At 43.9% G+C, this 20,507-nt stretch carries 20 protein-coding genes, 1 rRNA gene and 1 riboswitch; of the genes, 3 read left to right on the top strand and 18 right to left on the bottom strand.

What is annotated here, in order from left to right:
• Window positions 1–8: 8 nt before the first annotated feature.
• The 5 genes from pcrA to HNR31_RS17700 form a co-directional block, all read right to left on the bottom strand.
• Window positions 9–2,201: a DNA helicase PcrA gene (gene pcrA, locus HNR31_RS17720; RefSeq protein WP_181557508.1), complete on the bottom strand. Its 2,193-nt coding sequence runs from the start codon at window positions 2,199–2,201 to the stop codon at window positions 9–11.
• A gap of 59 nt (window positions 2,202–2,260) precedes the next feature.
• The gene (pcrB, locus tag HNR31_RS17715; protein WP_181557507.1) at window positions 2,261–2,947 is read right to left on the bottom strand and encodes a heptaprenylglyceryl phosphate synthase; all 687 of its coding nucleotides are present in this window, start codon (window positions 2,945–2,947) and stop codon (window positions 2,261–2,263) included.
• 110 nt (window positions 2,948–3,057) lie between these two features.
• Window positions 3,058–3,384 (bottom strand): YerC/YecD family TrpR-related protein, encoded by a 327-nt coding sequence (locus HNR31_RS17710; RefSeq protein ID WP_181557506.1) that lies wholly within the window; start codon window positions 3,382–3,384, stop codon window positions 3,058–3,060.
• 29 nt (window positions 3,385–3,413) lie between these two features.
• Window positions 3,414–4,427, bottom strand: coding sequence for a DUF3048 domain-containing protein (locus HNR31_RS17705; RefSeq protein ID WP_228485575.1), 1,014 nt, complete (start codon window positions 4,425–4,427; stop codon window positions 3,414–3,416).
• A gap of 31 nt (window positions 4,428–4,458) precedes the next feature.
• A complete protein-coding gene (locus HNR31_RS17700; protein ID WP_181557505.1) occupies window positions 4,459–6,201 on the bottom strand; it encodes an adenine deaminase C-terminal domain-containing protein in 1,743 nt (580 codons plus the stop codon).
• A gap of 89 nt (window positions 6,202–6,290) precedes the next feature.
• Between HNR31_RS17700 and HNR31_RS17695 the strand changes: the two genes are divergently transcribed.
• The gene (locus HNR31_RS17695; protein ID WP_181557504.1) at window positions 6,291–6,545 is read left to right on the top strand and encodes a YgaP family membrane protein; all 255 of its coding nucleotides are present in this window, start codon (window positions 6,291–6,293) and stop codon (window positions 6,543–6,545) included.
• Window positions 6,546–6,600: 55 nt separating this feature from the next.
• Window positions 6,601–6,705, top strand: coding sequence for an EYxxD motif small membrane protein (locus tag HNR31_RS19415; protein WP_323744645.1), 105 nt, complete (start codon window positions 6,601–6,603; stop codon window positions 6,703–6,705).
• On the opposite strand, the gene purD is transcribed toward HNR31_RS19415, so the two are convergent.
• The 12 genes from purD to purE form a co-directional block, all read right to left on the bottom strand.
• Entirely contained in the window at window positions 6,668–7,951 is a 1,284-nt protein-coding gene (gene purD / locus HNR31_RS17690) for a phosphoribosylamine--glycine ligase (RefSeq protein ID WP_181557503.1), read from the bottom strand. The two genes, HNR31_RS19415 and purD, sit on opposite strands and share 38 nt — an antisense overlap.
• Before the next feature lie 15 nt (window positions 7,952–7,966).
• Window positions 7,967–9,505: a bifunctional phosphoribosylaminoimidazolecarboxamide formyltransferase/IMP cyclohydrolase gene (purH, locus tag HNR31_RS17685; protein WP_181557502.1), complete on the bottom strand. Its 1,539-nt coding sequence runs from the start codon at window positions 9,503–9,505 to the stop codon at window positions 7,967–7,969.
• 15 nt (window positions 9,506–9,520) lie between these two features.
• Window positions 9,521–10,090, bottom strand: coding sequence for a phosphoribosylglycinamide formyltransferase (gene purN, locus HNR31_RS17680; RefSeq protein WP_181557501.1), 570 nt, complete (start codon window positions 10,088–10,090; stop codon window positions 9,521–9,523).
• Window positions 10,087–11,127 (bottom strand): phosphoribosylformylglycinamidine cyclo-ligase, encoded by a 1,041-nt coding sequence (purM, locus tag HNR31_RS17675; protein ID WP_181557500.1) that lies wholly within the window; start codon window positions 11,125–11,127, stop codon window positions 10,087–10,089. The genes purN and purM overlap by 4 nt, the downstream gene beginning before the upstream one ends.
• Before the next feature lie 14 nt (window positions 11,128–11,141).
• Window positions 11,142–12,554, bottom strand: coding sequence for an amidophosphoribosyltransferase (gene purF / locus HNR31_RS17670; protein WP_181557499.1), 1,413 nt, complete (start codon window positions 12,552–12,554; stop codon window positions 11,142–11,144).
• Entirely contained in the window at window positions 12,530–14,758 is a 2,229-nt protein-coding gene (gene purL, locus HNR31_RS17665; RefSeq protein WP_181557498.1) for a phosphoribosylformylglycinamidine synthase subunit PurL, read from the bottom strand. Before purL ends, purF begins: the two co-directional genes overlap by 25 nt.
• Window positions 14,742–15,428: a phosphoribosylformylglycinamidine synthase subunit PurQ gene (purQ, locus tag HNR31_RS17660; protein ID WP_181557497.1), complete on the bottom strand. Its 687-nt coding sequence runs from the start codon at window positions 15,426–15,428 to the stop codon at window positions 14,742–14,744. Before purQ ends, purL begins: the two co-directional genes overlap by 17 nt.
• Window positions 15,425–15,679 carry a phosphoribosylformylglycinamidine synthase subunit PurS gene (gene purS, locus HNR31_RS17655; RefSeq protein ID WP_181557496.1) on the bottom strand — a complete coding sequence of 85 codons (255 nt, stop codon included), beginning with the start codon at window positions 15,677–15,679 and terminating at the stop codon, window positions 15,425–15,427. Before purS ends, purQ begins: the two co-directional genes overlap by 4 nt.
• A complete protein-coding gene (gene purC, locus HNR31_RS17650; RefSeq protein ID WP_181557495.1) occupies window positions 15,667–16,395 on the bottom strand; it encodes a phosphoribosylaminoimidazolesuccinocarboxamide synthase in 729 nt (242 codons plus the stop codon). The genes purS and purC overlap by 13 nt, the downstream gene beginning before the upstream one ends.
• A 77-nt stretch (window positions 16,396–16,472) precedes the next feature.
• Window positions 16,473–17,765 (bottom strand): adenylosuccinate lyase, encoded by a 1,293-nt coding sequence (purB, locus tag HNR31_RS17645; RefSeq protein ID WP_181557494.1) that lies wholly within the window; start codon window positions 17,763–17,765, stop codon window positions 16,473–16,475.
• Complete coding sequence (gene purK, locus HNR31_RS17640; RefSeq protein WP_374058328.1) at window positions 17,762–18,916, bottom strand: 5-(carboxyamino)imidazole ribonucleotide synthase; 1,155 nt, start codon at window positions 18,914–18,916, stop codon at window positions 17,762–17,764. The genes purB and purK overlap by 4 nt, the downstream gene beginning before the upstream one ends.
• The gene (gene purE / locus HNR31_RS17635) at window positions 18,900–19,388 is read right to left on the bottom strand and encodes a 5-(carboxyamino)imidazole ribonucleotide mutase (protein ID WP_181557492.1); all 489 of its coding nucleotides are present in this window, start codon (window positions 19,386–19,388) and stop codon (window positions 18,900–18,902) included. The genes purK and purE overlap by 17 nt, the downstream gene beginning before the upstream one ends.
• Before the next feature lie 107 nt (window positions 19,389–19,495).
• A riboswitch (purine riboswitch) is annotated at window positions 19,496–19,597 on the bottom strand.
• Between the two features lie 145 nt (window positions 19,598–19,742).
• On the opposite strand from purE, the gene HNR31_RS17630 reads away from it, so the two are divergent.
• Window positions 19,743–20,186 (top strand): Hsp20/alpha crystallin family protein, encoded by a 444-nt coding sequence (locus HNR31_RS17630; protein WP_181557491.1) that lies wholly within the window; start codon window positions 19,743–19,745, stop codon window positions 20,184–20,186.
• A 227-nt stretch (window positions 20,187–20,413) separates the two neighbouring features.
• Here HNR31_RS17630 and rrf read toward each other — a convergent pair.
• Window positions 20,414–20,507: ribosomal RNA gene (gene rrf, locus HNR31_RS17625) — 5S ribosomal RNA — on the bottom strand; the annotation flags it as partial.

The raw sequence follows: 20,507 nt of genomic DNA, 5'->3' as shown, positions 1-20,507 counted from the left end.
TCCTTTCCTTACGCTTTTGTAATTGGAGCAAATTTGGCAAGCAATCGTTTAATCCCGATTGGACTTGGAAAAGCGATGTCTAGTTCTTTATCGTCTCCTTCTCCTCGTACGCTAACGACCGTACCGATTCCCCATTTTTTATGTTCCGCTTTGTCGCCGACTTTCCAACCGATTGCTTCGCCACCTGTTGTCGTTGCCACCGTTATCGTACGGAACGTTTTTGTTGGCTGGCTCGCTGCCCATGGTGTCGTTTTGTTCGCACGCTCAATTAATTCATCCGGGATTTCATTTACAAAACGCGACACCGGGTTGATATTGGTCCGGCCAAACAATGTACGCATTTGGGCGCTTGTTAAAAACAATTCTTCTTCCGCCCGGGTAATGCCGACATATGCAAGGCGGCGTTCTTCTTCCATTTCCTCTTCGTCGTCAAGTGAACGGCTATGCGGAAAAATCCCTTCCTCCATGCCGATTAAAAAGACAACCGGAAACTCAAGCCCTTTGGCAGAATGAAGCGTCATTAACACGACTGCCTCTTGTTCGTTTCCGTCTGGCTCGTCCAATTGATCAATATCAGCGACTAACGCTAAATCGGTTAAAAAGGCAATCAATGACTTATCTTCGTTCGTATTTTCGAAATGCTTCGTAACTGATAAAAACTCATCAATGTTCTCAAGACGGCTTTGCGCCTCTAACGTTTTTTCTGCACGTAACATATCGCGATAGCCTGATTTATCTAAGACATCTTCAACTAACTCTGTGACCGAAACATATTCTTGCATTTGCCCCCACTGTTCAATCTGTCGGCGAAACTCCGTTAACGAAGCAGCGATGCGTGCACTTAACCCGATTTGTTCAATTTCTCCAAGCGCCTGAAACATCGAGAGCCCGTTCGCTGCGGCATAGCTTGTAATTTTATCAAGGGAAGAGGCACCAACGCCGCGCTTCGGTACGTTGATGATGCGCATTAGACTAATGTCATCGTCCGGATTGGCAATGACGCGCAAATACGCTAAAATGTCTTTAATTTCTTTGCGGTCATAGAACTTAATGCCGCCGACGATTTTATAAGGGATATTGGATTTGACTAATACTTCCTCCATCATCCGCGATTGTGCATTTGTTCGGTACAGAATAGCAAAATCGGAATAATCTCGTTTGCCGCTATCTACATATTCTTTTATTTTCCCGGCGACAAACTGCGCCTCATCCGATTCGCTCATCGCTTCATAATAGACGATTTTCTGTCCTTCTGGATTTTCCGTCCATAATTTTTTCGGTTTGCGGTTATAGTTATGTTCAATGACTTCGTTTGCCGCTTGTAAAATGCGTTTCGTTGAACGATAGTTTTGCTCGAGTAAAATGACTTTCGCGTTCGGATAGTCTTTTTCAAACGATAAAATGTTTTGGATATCTGCTCCGCGCCAACGATAAATTGATTGATCCGAATCGCCGACGACGCACAAATTTTTAAAGCGCGACGCAAGCATTTTAACAAGCATGTATTGCGCCCTGTTCGTGTCTTGGTACTCATCGACATGAATGTATTGAAACTTATATTGATAATACTCAAGCACTTCTGGAACGCGCTCGAACAATTGAATCGTCGTCATAATTAAGTCGTCAAAATCAAGCGAATGGTTTCGAAGCAGGCGTTTTTGGTATTCTTCGTATACGTCGCTGACGATTTTTTCGTAGTAGCTCCCTGCTTTTTGGGCGAATTTCTCCGGGGAAAGCAGATCGTTTTTAGCGCTGCTGATCGTCCCTAAAATCGAACGCGGGTCAAATTTTTTCGGATCGATGTTTTTTTCGTTTAAAATTGTCTTTAACACGGAAAGCTGGTCAGTCGTATCTAAAATCGAAAAGTTGCGGTGAATGCCGATGCGGTCAATATCGCGGCGCAAAATGCGAACACACATCGAGTGGAATGTCGAAATCCAAATGTCCTCCGCTGCTCCGCCAAGAAGAGCTTGCACGCGCTCCTTCATTTCGCGGGCCGCTTTATTCGTAAACGTAATCGCTAAAATATTCCAAGGTGCCACATGTTTTTCCGCCATTAAATAAGCAATGCGGTGCGTCAATACGCGCGTTTTTCCGCTTCCCGCTCCCGCCATGATGAGAAGAGGCCCTTCCGTCGTTTTTACAGCCGCTTGTTGTTCGCGGTTTAAATTGGCTAATAACCTTTCTGATAAAAAATTCACCTTGATCACCACCACAAAACATATGTTCTATTTTATACTATTTTTCTTGCTTGTACAACTTATCCTTTTACCGCTTTTACAGTTTTGAGCGCTTTTTCTAGATCTTTATAAATGGCATTTCCGATAACGATCGTATCGGCGTATTGCGCCATTTCTTTGGCTTGCTCTTCGTTTTCAATTCCTCCTCCATAGAATAATCGGGTATCGCGCAGCACATGTTTGACTTTTTGTACTGTTTGTGGGTTTCCATATGCTCCGCTATATTCTAAATAAAAAACGGGTAGATGGTACATATACTCGGCCATGCGCGCATAGGCAACGATATCTTCTTCTTGAAGCTCCGTATTGGCATCGGTTAACGCAGCCGCTTTGCAATCTTTATTTAAAATGCAGTAGCCTTCCATGAAAATTTCATCCCAATTCATTAACTCACCAAATTCTTTTACTGCTCGGTGATGCAAATCGACAATCCATTTCGTTTGCCGACTGTTCAAGACCATAGGAATCAAATAAAAGTCAAATCCCGGCGTAACGGATTCGATATTGGATATTTCTAACACACACGGAACGCTGAAACGACGGATACGCGCCATTAAATCAAGCACGTTTTCTAATGTCACACCGTCGGTTCCACCAACAATAACGGCGTCCGTTCCTGATTCACATACGAGTTCAAGTTGTTCATCGCTAAGTTGTTTATTCGGGTCTAGTTTAAAGACATGACGCCACTGGCGAAGATCATACATACACGAAAACCTCCATTTGCTTATCCATCTTTTCATTATAACAAATCCTCACTCTTTTCAGCCAAAAAGAAAAGGAGCTCCTTCACGTAAAAGGAATACTCCCTTTTTGATTAAGCATCATGCGTTTCTTTCGGTTCATCCGTGTTTTCTTTTTTAATGCGCTCAAGCGCCATTTCATAAGCATCATTTCCGTAGTTTAAACAACGTTTGACGCGGGAAATCGTCGCGGTGCTTGCTCCTGTTTCCGTTTCAATTTTATGATACGTGTATCCTTCACGAAGCATTCGCGCGACTTCTAAGCGCTGGGCGAGCGATTGGATTTCATTCACCGTGCACAGGTCATCGAAAAAGCGATAACATTCTTCTAAGTCGCGAAGGGAAAGAATCGCCTTAAACAGTTGATCTACTTCTCTGCCTCTCAACTTATCGATTTGCATTGTCATTTCCCCCTCTATATAAACATAATCTAGCGATATTGAACAATGTCAAGTTCTGGAACGATATTAATCCATGTTTTACCCGGCACAAAACCAACGGGCACCCCGTTTTCATACGGCAAAATACGACCATCGATGTTTTTCCATTCCACTTGTCTCACCATTCCGTTTTGAAATAAATACCCTTTGCCGCCGGATGTTAAGTCGATGTCACGACGTCCTGATTTGTCAGCGATCGTATGTTTCGCTGCCACGATAAACACATTGTGCACGATAATGGGGGCTTTTGTGTCATAATCCACCGTCTGTTCCCCTGCGCTATAGCGAAAATATCCTTTTTGATCCGGAATGTATTTGTACTGAACATGGGCATAATCGCGATGCGAATACGCAATCTCAATTTGCTGCGCCGCTTCTTCCTTTTGCTCATCCGTAAAAAACGGCAATGGCTTCACTTTCTCTTGAAGGGAATACCCCTTTTCTCTCGCCCCCTTTTCAATATTCGCAAAGGTAATATACGAATTATGCGGCGCTTTACGAAACGAGGCACGCTTAAACAACGTCCCGTCATAAAATAGGCCATTCAGATAATCTGTCCCTCCAGCTTCCAGCATCGCTTTTGCCTCTGGACTCCATCCGTGACAAATATAGAGTGCATCATAGCCCTTGCTTAATTCAATATAATAGTCGCGGGCACTGCGAACAGGGCCGACTTTTTCTGGGAATTCGCTCTGATATAATGCCAAAAAGCGCGTAATATCCCCTTCAGCAAGTACTTCGTATACGATATCCGCTTTTTGCAACCCCGACTGCGGTCTTGCTTTCGGATGATTGTTCACCATAACCGCAATCACGCGATGGTCAGAAGATTTCGCCGCCGGCAATCCGGTCAACGGGAATACTGTTTGTTCTTGTTTCGATGTGTTATCTTGTTTCGGCGTTTCGATTGGTGCTGTGTTCTGATGTATGCCTTCTTCTTTTTCTTTTGCACAGCCTCCCATAAGAAGACATGCTCCACTCAACGCAATGAACCAACGTTTCAATGATCACACAACCTTTTTTTACTTTTATATTTTAACGCATTATTGATGGAAAGAGTACTATTTTATTCATGACATCATAAATTCCGCGTTGCGTAATGCGAACATATGGCAAATGGGTAGATTGTAAAAACAATAATGAGTAAATCGGATCAACAAATGGATAGCCTCTTTGCTTTAATAACGTTGTTAACTTTTTCTCCTCAGCGATAAGCACTTCCATCTTTTCCTCAGACATCATTCCGTTTAGCGTTAAGGGAAGTTCGTAAACGACTTTCCCATGTTCCACCAAAACAATGCCCCCGCCTATTTCCTTCATACGTTGAAATGCCAAAAACATATCTTTTTTACTTTTCCCAATTAAAATAATATCACCTGTATTCGAATAAGAGCTAACCAATCCTCTGACATGGGTAGCAAACCCTTTTAAAATCGTATTAACCCGCCATTTTCCGTTTCGGTCGACCAGCATTAAAAAGCTTTCATCATGGTCAACAGACAGCTCTTCGCGCGATGTATCAATGGAAATGGAGTACGGCTTCATAATGACCGAATTTTCCATGTGCATTCCTAATGGCATTGAAAATTGTAAATCATCAATAGACAGCTGCCAAGATAGCTGAAGTGGCTGAATACCATATTCTCCCCAAAGAATAGACGGATTTAATTCTTCGCAAACGCCATCACGCTTCACCCATTGGCCTTTTGCAAGCACACTGATAGGGGTTGGGTCTTCCTTTTCCCGTAATAGGTTAATGTTGGCCACTCGCCCTGTTGTGATGCTGCCATGAAGGTGTTCCATTTGATAATGACGCGCTACGTTAATCGTCGCCATGTTGTAGGCATCGATAAGAGGAACCTCTTTTTCTAGCGCCATACGAATCAGTTGGTCAATGAATCCTTGTTCGTAAAATGACGGCGGTGAACCGTCAGTTGTGAAAATCAACTTGTCATATTGGTCAATACCAAGTGCTTTCATTTCCTCAAGCAATGTTGGTAAATCCGGACGAATCGAAGAATAACGTAATGAAACAGTATAGCCATGCAATAATCTCCGATATACTTCTTCTCCTGTCATCGCTTCATGATCACAGTCCACTCCTAGCAACACCATTTTTGTAAGCGTTTTCTCTGATGCACCGGGAAAATGTCCTTCAATCTGCTTTTTCATCCGCTTGGCTTCCTGAATCCAATGAAGCATTAAATCATCCCCAGCAAGCAGCTTCGGCCATCCAGTTAACTCCCCGCCCTGCACGACCGAATCTTGTTCGAGCCATTCTTTCACATTCGCGTGAGAAAAATGCTCCTCTTCCCGCTCAAGCTCTGTTTGGCCGTCAAACCGACACCACCAATACATCGTCACAGGAAGTGCACTCATTTTTCCTAAAAAAGAAAACGCTTTCTTTTTTGGTAATTGCAAAGCAAGGAATAAGTTATCGTTGATCAATGTCGTTGTGCCATATTTCGATGCATATTGAGCTAGCGAGTGGGGATTATATAACTGAAACGGATGGGTATGCGGTTCGATATACCCAGGTACTAAAAAGTAACCGCTACAATCAATAATTTCGCATCCCTCAAGACGATCAGGGAGACGTTCACCAACATAGACGATACGATCTTCATTAATCCAAATGTTTCCTTTTAACCATTGCCGGAAATAAGAATGTAAGTACGTCGCATTGACTAACAGTTTGGTAGGCGACTTTTTCCCGTCGATGATTGCGACATGCTCGCGCAATTGGTAGCTTTTCCAGCGGTAACGTTGTTCGGTCATATACACCCCATCCCTTTTTTCCTAATTGTTCCATATAAACATTTTACCGCATTAAAGTCATTTTCACAAACAAAATAAGGAGGAAAAATATGGTGAAAATCAATATTGGTATCGTGAACGCTCTCATTCGCATTACCTGCGGATTAATGATACTGGCGTGGGCAACGGCGAAAATGACGAGATGGCCGTGGCGCGATTCTTATCTCTTTATCGCTATGCTCGCCGCCATGAAAGTCGCTGAAGGGATTACGCGCTTTTGTCCGATTACCGCGCTGTTTGAAAAATATCAACAGGAACAAGCAGAACGTGTGAAAGGCGACGAACTAACGATTAATCCTACCTAAAAAAATTGGCTGACTCATTCATTGAGCCAGCCTCCGTTAAAGGAGAGAATAAACGATGTTACTGGAATACTTGACAGACATGTCCTTTGTACTAGCTTTATTAATTGGCGGAATTGTCGCTATTAGTTTTGTCTATGTGAGGAAAAAGCGCGTGCGATAGCTTTATGACCGATATCGCTGCGGTAAAATAATTGATCACATTTGATTTTTGCAATTTCTTTGTATACTGTTTGTTGTGCTTGTTGCAGTGTTTCTCCTTTTGCAGCAACAAGCAGCACACGTCCTCCGTTTGTACGTAATGCTCCGTTTTCGATTTTTGTTCCCGCATGGAACACGAGTATGTTTGGATGAAGCTCCTCTATTCCTTCAATCACTGCTCCGCTTTGATAGGCATATGGATAGCCTTTTGAAGCTAAGACGACTCCTATTATTGCTTCGGTGGACCATGTTACTTCCACTTCTTTTCCTTCCAGCATGTCAATGAGCAATTGAACAAGGTCGTTTTCTAAACGTGGCAGCACGACTTGCGCTTCCGGATCGCCAAAGCGCGCATTAAATTCAATGACTTTTGGACCTCGTGCAGTTGCCATTAGCCCTGCATATAAAATGCCAGTAAACGCTCGATTTTCAGCAACAAGTGCCTTTGCCATTGGATTGATAATTTGTTCAATAGCTTGTTGGATCATATCTTCTGAAATTTGCAGTACAGGGGAATATGCCCCCATTCCCCCTGTGTTCGGACCTTCATCGTGATCATAGGCACGCTTATGATCTTGAGCAATCGCCATCGGATACACATTTTCGCCATGGACAAATGCCATTAGTGAAAACTCTTCCCCTTCTAAATATTCTTCAATGACGACTTGCTGGCTCGCTTCTCCAAATTGCTTTTCCACCATCATCACATGCAGGGCATCAAACGCTTCTCGAACGTTCATCGCGACAGTAACCCCTTTTCCTGCCGCTAATCCATCCGCTTTAATCACGATAGGCGCTCCCTTTTTCTCTACATATGCTTTCGCTTCTTCATAAGACGTGAATGAAGCGTACTCTGCTGTCGGTACGCCATATTTTTTCATGATGTCTTTGGCGAACGCTTTGCTTCCTTCAATGAGAGCAGCCTCTTTTCTTGGTCCAAAAATGCGAAGCCCCTCTTCTTGGAATCGATTCACGATCCCGTTTAAAAGCGGTGCTTCTGGACCAACAATCGTAAGATCAATGCTTTCTTGTTTAGCGAAATGGACGAGCGCCTCCGTATCGTTCTCATCGATGTGAACAAGCTCCGCCATCTCAGCGATTCCAGGATTCCCCGGCGCCGCATACAGCTTTGTTACAAGCGGACTTTGTGCTGCTTTCCAGACAATCGCATGCTCTCTACCACCACGACCAATGACGAGCACCTTCATCAAATTCACCTCATTTTAATGTTTAAAGTGACGGATGCCGGTAAAGACCATGGCGATTCCGTATTCATCCGCTTTTTTAATCGAGTCTGCATCGCGAATCGAGCCACCCGGTTGAATAATCGCCGTAATGCCTGCTTTCGCTGCCGCTTCTACCGTATCATCCATTGGGAAAAATGCATCGGACGCTAACGCCGCACCTTGAGCTTTCTCTCCTGCCTGTTCAACCGCAATTTTCGCCGCGCCCACACGGTTCATTTGGCCGGCGCCGACACCGATCGTCATCCCGTCTTTCGCCAACACAATTGCGTTCGATTTCACATGCTTAACGACTTTCCAAGCGAGTTTCAAGTCTTCCCATTCTTTTTCGGTTGGTTCACGCTTTGTCACAACTTTTATCTGAGCGTCATCAAGCGTATATCTGTCTTGTTCTTGAACTAACAAACCGCCTTGTACAGAAACAAGGAATCGCTCTTTCTTATTGGCTGCTGCAAAATCAACCGTCAACAAGCGGATATTTTTCTTTTGTGTTAAAATTTCGAGAGCCTCCTTGCTGAATGATGGAGCAATCACAATTTCTAAAAAGATTTCGTGCATTTTTAAGGCTGTGTCTTTGTCTACTTCTCGGTTGAGGGCAATAATGCCGCCAAAAATCGACGTTGGGTCCGCTTCGTACGCTCTTGTAAACGCCTCGTAAATATTCGCACCGACCCCGACACCGCAAGGATTCATATGTTTCACGGCAACAGCGGCTGGCTCTGTAAATTCTTTGACGATTTGTAATGCGGCATTCGCGTCATTAATATTGTTGTATGACAATTCTTTTCCATGTAATTGTTTTGCTGCCGCAATCGAGAAAGAGGAGCCTAACGGCTTCTTATAGAAGGCTGCTTTTTGATGCGGATTTTCACCGTAGCGTAAATCTTGTTTTTTCTCAAATGTAACGGTAAGTGATTCCGGATGCTCTTCACCAACGAGATTTGTTAAATACTCCGCAATCATCGCATCATAAGCGGCAGTATGACGGAACACTTTCGCGGCCAGCTTCAAATTTGTTTCTTGAGAAACCGTCCCATATTCTTTTAACTCTTGTAACACCGTGTCATAATCCGCTGGATCCACAACAACCGTAACATATTGATGGTTTTTCGCCGCGGCGCGAAGCATCGTCGGTCCGCCGATATCGATGTTTTCAATCGCCTCCGCAAACGTCACATCACTCTTGGCAATCGTTTGTTGGAACGGGTACAAATTGACAACGACTAAATCAATCGGCTGAATATGATGCTCGTCAAGTTGTTGACGATGGTGTTCATTGTCACGAATCGCAAGCAATCCGCCATGAATCATCGGATGAAGCGTCTTTACGCGTCCATCTAAAATTTCCGGAAATCCTGTTACATCGGAGATACTAATTACCGGAATTCCTGCTTCTTCTAATGCTTTCTTCGTTCCGCCTGTCGAAATGATTTCGACACCAAATTCAGCAAGTTGTTTGGCAAAAGGAACAATTCCTTCTTTGTTTGACACACTGAGTAATGCACGTTTTACTGCCATGTTTCTCGATCCTTTCTATCGATGTTCAAGTAATGTTTTCAGTACGCTCGGATATAGCTGATGCTCTAACTCGTGAATTCTTGTCTCGAGTTGTTCAAGCGATTCACCTTCATGAATCGGAATCGCACGCTGTGCAATAATCGGTCCTGTATCCATACCTTCGTCAACATAATGCACCGTTACTCCCGTTATCTTTACACCGGCCCGGTAAGCCTGCACGATGGCATCTTTTCCCGGAAAAGCAGGCAAAAGGGAAGGATGGATATTGACGATTTTTCCTTCGTAAGCAGCGAGTAATGTTGGACCGATTAACCGCATATAGCCAGCTAGAACAATGAACTCGACTTCTTTTTCTTTTAATTGCGTTAAAATCTCTTGCTCAAAATCGGCTTTCGAAGCATAGTCTTTTGGACGAAACACAAATGAGGGAATATGTTCTTGCTTCGCCCGTTCAATCACTTTTGCGCCGGGGCGATCGCACACTAATAGCGAGACCTTTGCTTGCAAATCTCCTTTTCTCGCAGCGTCCACAATCGCTTGAAAATTTGTTCCGCTCCCTGAGGCAAAAATCGCAATCCTCTTCATTCCATTTTCCCTCCGGCAAGCGACACGCCTTCCCCTTGTTTCACACGGCCAATTAGATACGCTTTTTCACCAAGCTCTTCTAATCGCGCAATGAGCGGATAAATCATCCTGCTATCGACAGCTAACACCATGCCAATCCCCATATTAAAAATATTAAACATTTCTTTACGAGCAAGATCTCCTTTTTCTTGCAACAAGTCAAAAATCGGTGGAATCGGCCATGAGCCGTAATCGATTTCGGCGCTTAATCCTTCCGGTAACATGCGCGGAATATTTTCAATAAATCCGCCTCCGGTAATATGAGCCATTCCTTTGATGTCAAATTGTTTCATAGCCGCTAGTAATGGTTTTACATAAATGCGCGTTGGTTTGAGTAGTTCCTCCCCTAACGGAACAGTTAAACGACCATAAGTTTGGTGAAGATTGAGCTTTGCCTTCTCAAACACAATTTTACGAACAAGGGAATACCCGTTGCTATGAATACCGTTTGACGCAAGGCCAATTAGTGCATCCCCTTCTTGAATCGTTGCACCGGTAATTAATTTCGTCTTTTCTGCAATCCCGACTGCAAATCCAGCAACATCATATTCGTCTTCTTGATACATTCCAGGCATTTCCGCTGTTTCGCCGCCGATGAGCGCGCAACCTGCTTGGACACATCCATCGGCAATCCCTTTGACAATTTGCTCAATTTTTTCCGGAACGGCTTTTCCACAAGCGATATAGTCAAGGAAAAATAGCGGTTCCGCCCCTTGTACAACGATGTCGTTTACGCACATTGCCACACAGTCAATCCCAATCGTATCATGTTTATCCATCATAAACGCAATCATCAGCTTCGTTCCGACCCCGTCCGTCCCTGAAATTAAAACAGGCTCTTGATACCCAAATCGGGATAAATCGAACATGCCGCCAAAACCGCCAAGACCACTAAGTACTTCTGGGCGAGCTGTCTTTTGTACGTGCTTTTTCATAAGCGAAACAGCTTTGTAGCCCGCTTCGATATCAACACCCGCTTGTTTATATGCTTCTGCCACCTTGAGTCCTCCTTTTACTGTTTTATCACGAGCTGCGTTCGCTCTTGGCATGTATTCGTTGGATAGGCGCCTGTAAAACAAGCGAGGCATTGTCCACGCAATGGGGAATTGTCTGGGCGTCCAATCGCTTCTAACAATCCTTCATGGCTTAAAAAGGCTAGCGAGTCCGCTCCAATAATGTTACGAATTTCCTCCACTGTACGGGTCGCAGCAATGAGTTCTTCCTTCGTCGATGTATCAATCCCGTAAAAGCAAGGATGAGTAATTGGCGGTGAACTAATGCGGACGTGCACTTCTGTTGCTCCTGCCTCACGAAGCATCGTGACAATTCGCTTGCTCGTCGTGCCACGAACAATCGAATCATCGACCATCACAACACGTTTCCCCGCTACGACTCCACGTACAGGAGAAAGTTTCATTTTCACCCCTTGCTCGCGAAGCGATTGCGATGGTTGAATAAATGTGCGCCCGACGTAGCGATTTTTAATTAAACCGAGCTCATACGGTATGCCCGTCGCTTCTGCATAGCCGATCGCTACCGAAATGCTCGAATCTGGAACACCTGTAACAATATCGGCTTCCACTGGAGCTTCAAGCGCCAACCGCTTTCCTAGATTTTTGCGAGCCGTATGAATGTTAATTCCGTCAACATTGCTGTCAGGACGAGCAAAGTAAATGTATTCCATGCTGCAAATCGAGCGCGTTTTCTTTGGTGCAAATCGCTCAGAATGAATTCCCTCCGAGTTAATGATAATGAGTTCCCCCGGCTCCACTTCTCGCTCATAGGTCGCGCCGACGACATCAAAAGCGCACGTCTCTGAAGCAACGACATACGCATTGCCGAGCCTCCCAATCGAGAGTGGCCGAAAACCGTATGGGTCAAGAGCAATATACAATTCCGTTTCCGTTAACAAAAGAAACGCAAATGCCCCCTCTAAATACGTGAGCGCTTCTTTTATTTGTTCTTTTAACGTCGGAGCATGGCTGCGACGAATGAGATGGGCCAATACTTCCGTATCGGATGTCGTTTGAAAAATACTTCCTTGCTGCTCAAGCTGAAGCTTCAACTCTGTCGCGTTCACTAAATTACCGTTATGCGCTAGCGCAAGGCTACCATTTTGCGAACGAAACAAAAGAGGCTGCACGTTTTCATAGCCCCCACCCCCAGCCGTCGAGTAACGGACATGGCCAATTGCGGCCATTCCATATAACGATTGAAGTTCACCGTTGCTGAACACTTCCGTCACAAGTCCTAATCCTTTATGTCCTTTTAATGCTCCGTGATGGGCAACAACAATCCCTGCCCCTTCTTGGCCGCGATGTTGGAGGCTATGCAGCCCGTAATACGTTACTTGGGCCGCTTCCTCATGTCCCCAAATGCCAAAAATGCCGCACTCCTCGTTTAAGCCTTTGATTTCAGCAAGCATGGAATAGCTCCTTTCCACACGCCTCTCATTTTTTCCACCGGAAGATGGACGATTGCCTCACCACGCTCATTTTCGATGAGAAGCGTTCCATCGTTTGTCACTTCACCAATGAGCTTCGCTTCGACCAATTGTTCAAATTTCGCTTGTTGTTCTTTTTTCACGGAAACGATAAAGCGAGATTGCGTTTCGCTAAATAATTCTGCCACGATATCCCCACTTACGGCCACTTTTGCACCTAAATCCTCAGCGTTCATAAGGCATTCCGCTAAAGCGACAGCCAAGCCGCCTTCCGCGATATCATGGGCAGAAGAAATCACGCCCTCTTGAATAGCTGTCAGTAATTCATTTTGACGTTTCGCTTCTGTATTCAAATCGATAGCGGGAGCTTTGCCAAAAATGCGACCTTCCAGTAATTTTTGTAATTCACTACCGCCAAACTCCTGTCTCGCTTCCCCCATTACATAGATAAGGTCGCCAGCTTGTTTAAACTCTTGTGTTGTAATATGGTGCAAATCTTCCACTAATCCGACCATGCCAACAACAGGAGTTGGATAAACAGCTTCCCCATTTGTTTCGTTATACAGTGAAACGTTCCCACTGATCACTGGCGTATCTAGCATGCGACATGCTTCACTCATCCCGTCAACGGCTTTTTCGAGCTGCCAAAAAATTTCTGGTTTTTCTGGGTTGCCAAAATTCAAGCAATCGGTAATTGCCAATGGTTTCGCACCGGAGCATACAACATTTCGTGCTGCTTCTGCAACCGCGATTTTACCCCCTGTTTCCGGATCTAAATAAATGTAGCGGGAGTTGCAATCAGTTGTTATCGCTAATGCTTTATTCGTACCGCGAATGCGAACAACAGCCGCATCAGAGCCTGGAGCAACCACCGTATTGGTTCGTACCATATAATCATATTGGTCATAGACCCATTCTTTGCTCGCAATAGTCGGTTGTGCCAGTAACGAAAGCAATGTTTCTTCGTAGTTATCTACTTGCGGAAGATAAGAGGCCATCGTTTGAAACTTTCGGTAATACTCAGGCTCTTTTGATGGCTTATGATAGACTGGTGCGTCCTTTGCCAGTGCATCAACCGGAATTTCCGCTGCCACTTCACCGCGGAAATAGAGGCGAAGCATTTTATCACCGGTGACTTTACCAACGTCTTTTGCTTCAAGCCCGTATTTGGCAAATAAATCATAAATTTCTTGTTCGCGGCCTTTCTTCACAACAAGCAACATACGTTCCTGTGATTCGGACAACATCATTTCATATGGTGTCATTCCTGTTTCGCGCTGCGGGACTAAATCAAGGTTCATTTCAATGCCAACACCGGCTTTGCTCGCCATTTCAGCCGCTGAACTTGTTAACCCTGCGGCCCCCATATCTTGCATACCCACTAACGCATCCGATTTGATGACTTCTAAGCATGCTTCAAGCAATAATTTTTCCATAAACGGGTCGCCCACTTGAACGGCTGGACGTTTTGCTTCGGACTGTTCCGTTAATTCTTCGGAAGCAAATGTCGCTCCGTGAATGCCGTCACGACCTGTTTTTGCTCCGACGTACATGACCGTATTTCCGACGCCGGATGCGATTCCGCGTTGAATGTCTTCATGCCGAATAATACCGACACACATTGCGTTGACAAGCGGGTTGCCTTCATAAGCAGGGTCAAATTGTACCTCGCCGCCGACGGTCGGAATGCCGACACAGTTGCCATATCCGGCAATACCGGCAACAACATGTTCAAATAAATATTTCACGCGCGGAGAGGTCAGTTCACCAAAGCGAAGAGAATTTAACAGCGCAATTGGACGAGCTCCCATGGAGAATACATCGCGAATAATCCCCCCGACACCTGTTGCCGCTCCTTGATACGGTTCAATCGCCGATGGATGGTTATGGCTTTCAATTTTAAATGCAACTGCCAAGCCATCACCAATATCGACAATGCCTGCTCCTTCTCCCGGACCTTGCAGTACATGCTTTCCTTCCGTTGGGAATTTTTTTAGCACAGGCTTTGAATTTTTATAGCTGCAATGCTCAGACCACATGACAGAAAAAATTCCAGTTTCTGTATAGTTAGGTAAGCGACCGAGAATGTTCTCAATCATCGCAAATTCTTCATCCGTTAATCCCATCTCACGATACAACTTTTCTTCTTTAATCATCGTTGGGCTTGGCTCAAGCAGTAACGACATGTGTTTCCCTCCAGTATTTCACGATTGATTGAAACATTTTCAACCCGTCAGCGCTGCCAAGAAGCTGATCGACAGCGCGCTCCGGATGCGGCATCATTCCAAGCACATTCCCTTTTTCATTGATAATTCCTGCAATATTGTCTAAACTTCCATTTGGATTATCCCCATGATAGCGGAACACAATTTGGCGATTTTCGATCAGTTGATGTAATGTTGCTTCATCACAGTAATAATTGCCTTCTCCATGAGCAATTGGAATGGTAATAATTTCACCTTGTTTGTATACCGATGTAAACATCGTTTCATTGTTTTCGACTCTCAATGAAACAGGGCGACAAATGAATTTTAAGCTGTTATTGCGCCGCATCGCTCCCGGCAATAACCCCGCCTCTAACAAAATTTGAAATCCGTTGCACACGCCTAAAATCGGTTTCCCTTCCTCTGCCGCTTTTTGAATCGCCTTCATCACACTGGAAAAGCGAGCGATAGCTCCGGAACGAAGGTAGTCGCCATACGAAAAACCACCTGGAAGTAAAATGCCATCAAATTCATCAAGACCATCCGCGTCATGCCAAACGTACTCGACTTCTTCACCTAACTCATCCTTAATCGCATGATACATATCGACATCGCAGTTGGAGCCCGGGAAAACAATAACAGCGAATTTCACTGTGCCACTACCTCCTCAATTTCATAACGGTAGTCTTCAATCACTGTATTCGCCAACAGTTTTTCACACATTTCTCGGACGAGTTCATCTATATCACGTTCACTTTTTTCGATTACAAGCTCCATAAACTTTCCGATCCGTACATCCTTTACTTCGTTGTAAGATAAACTATGAAGCGCTCCCTTTACCGCATTTCCTTGTGGATCCAATACATTTTCCCGCAATGTGACATATACTTTTACTTTGTACATTTCACTGAGCCTCCTAATCTTTGTAAAATCGTCTCGTAAGCATCCGTCAAGCTTCCTAAATCTCGACGAAACACATCTTTGTCAAATTTTTCGTTTGTGTCCATATCCCATAAGCGACAAGTATCAGGAGAAATTTCATCTGCCAATAAAATCGTTCCTTCTGAGTCCATACCAAACTCTAGCTTAAAATCAACTAATCTCACATTACATGATTGAAAATGCTGGGTAAGAATCTCATTGACTTTTAAAGCTGATTCCTTCAAGACAGCGATTTGTTCTGAGGTAGCCAGCTTTAAAATGGCAATGTGGTCTTCCAACAAGAGAGGATCGCCGAGATCATCGTTTTTGTAGTAAAACTCAATAAGCGGCTTTTCTAGGCTTGTTCCTTCGGAGACACCAAGCCGTTTGGAAAGGCTCCCGGCGACATAATTGCGGACAACGACTTCAAGGGGAATAATCGTTACTTTTTTTACGAGTTGCTCGGTTGCGGATAACTTTTGAATAAAGTGATTGCGAACGTCCGCTTGATGAAGTTTAGAAAATAGTAAACTTGTAATTTCATTATTTAAACGTCCTTTGCCAACAATCGTTGCCTTTTTTTCACCATTAAACGCTGTCGCGCTGTCTTTATATTCGATCCAAAGAATATTTTCTTCATCCGTCATGTACACTTTTTTCGCTTTTCCTTCATAAAGTAACCCTAACTTTTTGACCATCATAAAGGCCTCCTAAGACAGAATATTAGGAAAATTTCTGTTGCCACATAGGTAAGGAAAGCCTTACCTATGTGTAATTACAATCCTAAACGTTCAAAAATCGTATCAACATGTTTTAAGTGATAGTGGTAATCAAAACAATCATCGATTTGTTCTTTCGTTAAGCGGCTTGTAATCGTTTCGTCCGCTTCAACCAACGAACGGAACGGCACTTGTTTTTCCCATGCTTCCATCGCTTTTGGCTGAACTAAGTCGTACGCTTCCTCACGTGTCATACCTGTATCAATCAGCGCTAGCAATACACGTTGTGAGTAGATAAGCCCTAATGTGCGATCCATATTGCGCTTCATATTTTCTGGGAACACCGTTAAATTTTTAACGATGCTCGTAAAGCGATTAAGCATATAGTTCAAGGCAATCGTAGCATCTGGTAAAATAATGCGTTCAGCTGATGAGTGAGAAATATCACGTTCATGCCAAAGCGGAACGTTCTCATAAGCGGTCAACATGTAACCGCGAATCACGCGCGCCATTCCCGTCATATTTTCTGAACCGATTGGGTTGCGCTTATGTGGCATAGCTGAAGATCCTTTTTGCCCTTTAGCGAAAAACTCCTCTACTTCACGCGTTTCACTTTTTTGTAAACCGCGAATTTCCACAGCAAATTTCTCAATCGATGTTGCGATTAACGCCAATGTTGCCATGTAATGAGCATGACGGTCACGCTGTAATGTTTGCGTTGAAATTGGTGCCGGCTCTAAGCCCAGTTTTTCACACACATATTTTTCAACAAACGGATCAATGTTGGCGTATGTTCCAACTGCCCCAGAAATTTTCCCGACGCGCACCGTTTCTGCCGCCTGTTTAAAGCGCTCTAAATTACGCTGCATTTCCGCATACCAAAGCGCCATTTTCAGGCCGAATGTCGTCGGTTCAGCATGAACGCCGTGCGTACGCCCCATCATGACGGTATATTTATGTTCTTGCGCTTTTTCTTTCAATACTTGAATAAAGTTTTCAAGATCGCGCAGCAAAATTTCATTTGCCTGTTTTAACAAATAAGACAGCGCTGTATCTACTACATCTGTCGACGTTAAACCATAATGCACCCATTTCCGCTCCTCACCTAATGTTTCGGAAACAGCGCGTGTAAATGCGACGACATCATGACGAGTTTCTTCTTCGATTTCTTTAATGCGTTGAATGTCAAACGAAGCATTTTTGCGAATGAGTTCGACATCTTTTTTTGGAATCACCCCAAGTTCTGCCCATGCTTCACAAGCTAAAATTTCCACTTCAAGCCATGCTTTAAAGCGATTTTCTTCCGTCCAAATCGCACCCATTTCCGGTCTTGTGTAACGTTCAATCATGTTTGTTGTAGCCTCCGATCATTCCAAATTTGCAATTCATCAATATGTTGTAGCGCTACATCTACATTTTCAGCTAACACAGTCAAGTGACCCATTTTCCGCTTCCATTTCACTTCCTTTTTTCCATAAAGATGAAGATGCGCTTCGCCAAGTTTGGCAATGTTTTCAATCACTGGTTCAACATGTTCTCCTAAAATGTTGACCATCACCGCAGGCTTCAGCAATTCCGTACTTCCTAACGGCCAGTTACAAACAGCACGAATGTGTTGCTGAAATTGAGATGTCGCACAAGCATTAATTGTATAATGACCTGAGTTGTGTGGTCTAGGGGCAAGCTCATTAATATAAATATCCCCTTCTTTTGTTAAAAACATTTCCACGGCCAATGTACCGATAAGACCGAAATAATCAGCAAGAACCCTTGCATATGCAATCGCTTTTTGTGCTACATGCGCTGGAATTCTTGCCGGAACAATCGTTTCGTGCAAAATGTTATCGACATGAATGTTCTCGGCAACTGGAAACACGGCAATTTCCTCTAATCCGTTTCTTGTGACAATGACAGAAATCTCTTTTTCAAAGGAAAGCCAGCTTTCTAGGACACAAGGACCCATTTGCAATAAGGAAAGCGCCTGTTCACTATCTTCCTTGCTGCGAATAACGAATTGTCCTTTGCCATCATAACCACCACGTCGCGTTTTTAACACGCAAGGAATACCGATGGTTTCGATTCCTGCAAACAGCTCTTCTGCTGATTGAACTTCCACATAAGGTGCAACCGGAAGCCCTGCGTCCGTAATTGCCTTTTTTTCTGTCGCACGATCTTGTGTAATGGTTAATAATTCACTACCTTGAGGTACATAGGAATGCTCAACAAGCCAATTCAATGCATCTACATCAATATTTTCAAATTCGTACGTAATCACATCACTCACGTTCGCTAATCGGCGAATCGCTTCTACATCGTTATATTCGGCCGTAATTTCAATATCGGCTACCTGACCACATGGAGAATTGGGAACAGGGTCAAGCACAGCAACACGAAATCCCATCTCTTTTGCGGAAATTGCCATCATCCGCCCAAGCTGTCCCCCGCCAATAATACCGACGGTTTGCCCCGGAATGATTCGGTGATTATTCAAGACGATCACTACTTTCTAACACTTCTTGACGAATTTGTTCTCTTCTTTTTTTCAAGGCTTCCATGTATTTAGGATCATGAATACCAAGCATGGCCGCTGCTAAAAGCGCTGCATTCGTCGCTCCCGCTTTACCGATGGCCACAGTCGCTACCGGCACTCCCCCCGGCATTTGCACAATGGACAAAAGAGAATCTAACCCATTCAGTGACTTCGACTGCACCGGCACACCAATGACCGGTAACGTCGTCTTCGCCGCAACCATTCCCGGTAAATGTGCTGCTCCTCCGGCACCGGCAATAATCACCTTGATGCCTCTTTCCTCAGCGGTCTCCGCATATTCAAACATGTAATCAGGCGTCCGGTGAGCCGAAACCACCTTTTTTTCAAAAGGAATCTGTAATTCTTCTAATATATCGCAGGCATATTTCATCGTTTCCCAATCGGACTGACTTCCCATAATCACTCCAACAAGCGGTTGCACTCCGTATTCACCTCTTTTATGCCATATAAAAACCCAGAACACGCGTTCCTTTTTTTGAGGGAAAGCACCGTTCTGGGCACAATTCGACCACTATAGACGAAAAAAGCCGCTCCGATCCTTTCCCTCATAGTCCAATAATTTACGGTTATTGGGTAGAAACTTTTGGGCCATATTCCCAAGATTATATGAGGGAACATTATGAAGTTACCATTATCTTATCAATGTTTTCTGAAAGATGTCAACATAAAATCGAACATTTATCTTAAAAAATAAATAAATGTTCGTTTTTTTCTTGTTTACTTCACAAAACAGCCTTGCAAACATATGATGAAATAGTAGTGGAGGAGGGATAAAATGAAACCAAGCCCATTCGGTCCGTTCCCAGACTGGACAAAACAATGGGAACATTTCTTTGATGGAGATTTTTGGGGAAGTTTCCAACCGTTTTTGCCAACCAACACCAATAAAAAATCATCTGGCATTAATATATACAAAAAAGACAACGAACTCCTAATCGTTGCTTGTTTACCTGGTTTAGAAAAAATAGAGGATGTCGAGTTATATACGTATTACAAAACATTAGAAATCAAAGCAATCATTAACTTACAATTTAAGGGGTTTGAACTTATCGAAGAAGGGATTTTTCAAGGGACATGGGAAAAAACGATTCCTCTTCCTTTTGCCGTCAAGGAAGATCGAATTGAAGCAACATATCATCATGGTTTATTGCTCATCCACCTTCATCGAATGATCCCTGATAATCGAAAGAAAAAAATTGAGATCAAAAAAGGGGAATGAAGACAGTGTCATCTATACAGAAAAAGAAGTGGTTAATCTCCACATCATAGAGATTAGCCACTTCTTTTAACTCAGCGCCTCGCTCTCTTAGGCTCTACTGGCCCTGAGAGCTGAACATAACGCTTTTATCTTTTATGGGGGAGAGGATTTTAATGGCGTCATAAAACGCTAATAAACTTGGACAAAAAGTTAGAGAACTAATGAATAGTTCTCTAACAACCAAGTCCGCCTAGCGACGACCTACTCTCGCAGGGGCGCTGGCCCCAACTACCATCGGCGCTGGAGAGCTTAACTTCCGTGTTCGGGATGGGAACGGGTGTG

Origin of the sequence: Thermaerobacillus caldiproteolyticus (assembly GCF_013761245.1) — a bacterium.
Lineage (GTDB): Bacteria > Bacillota > Bacilli > Bacillales > Anoxybacillaceae > Thermaerobacillus > Thermaerobacillus caldiproteolyticus.
The sequence above is the reverse complement of the archived record's forward strand: the minus strand, read 5'-3'. Positions and strand labels throughout refer to the sequence as shown.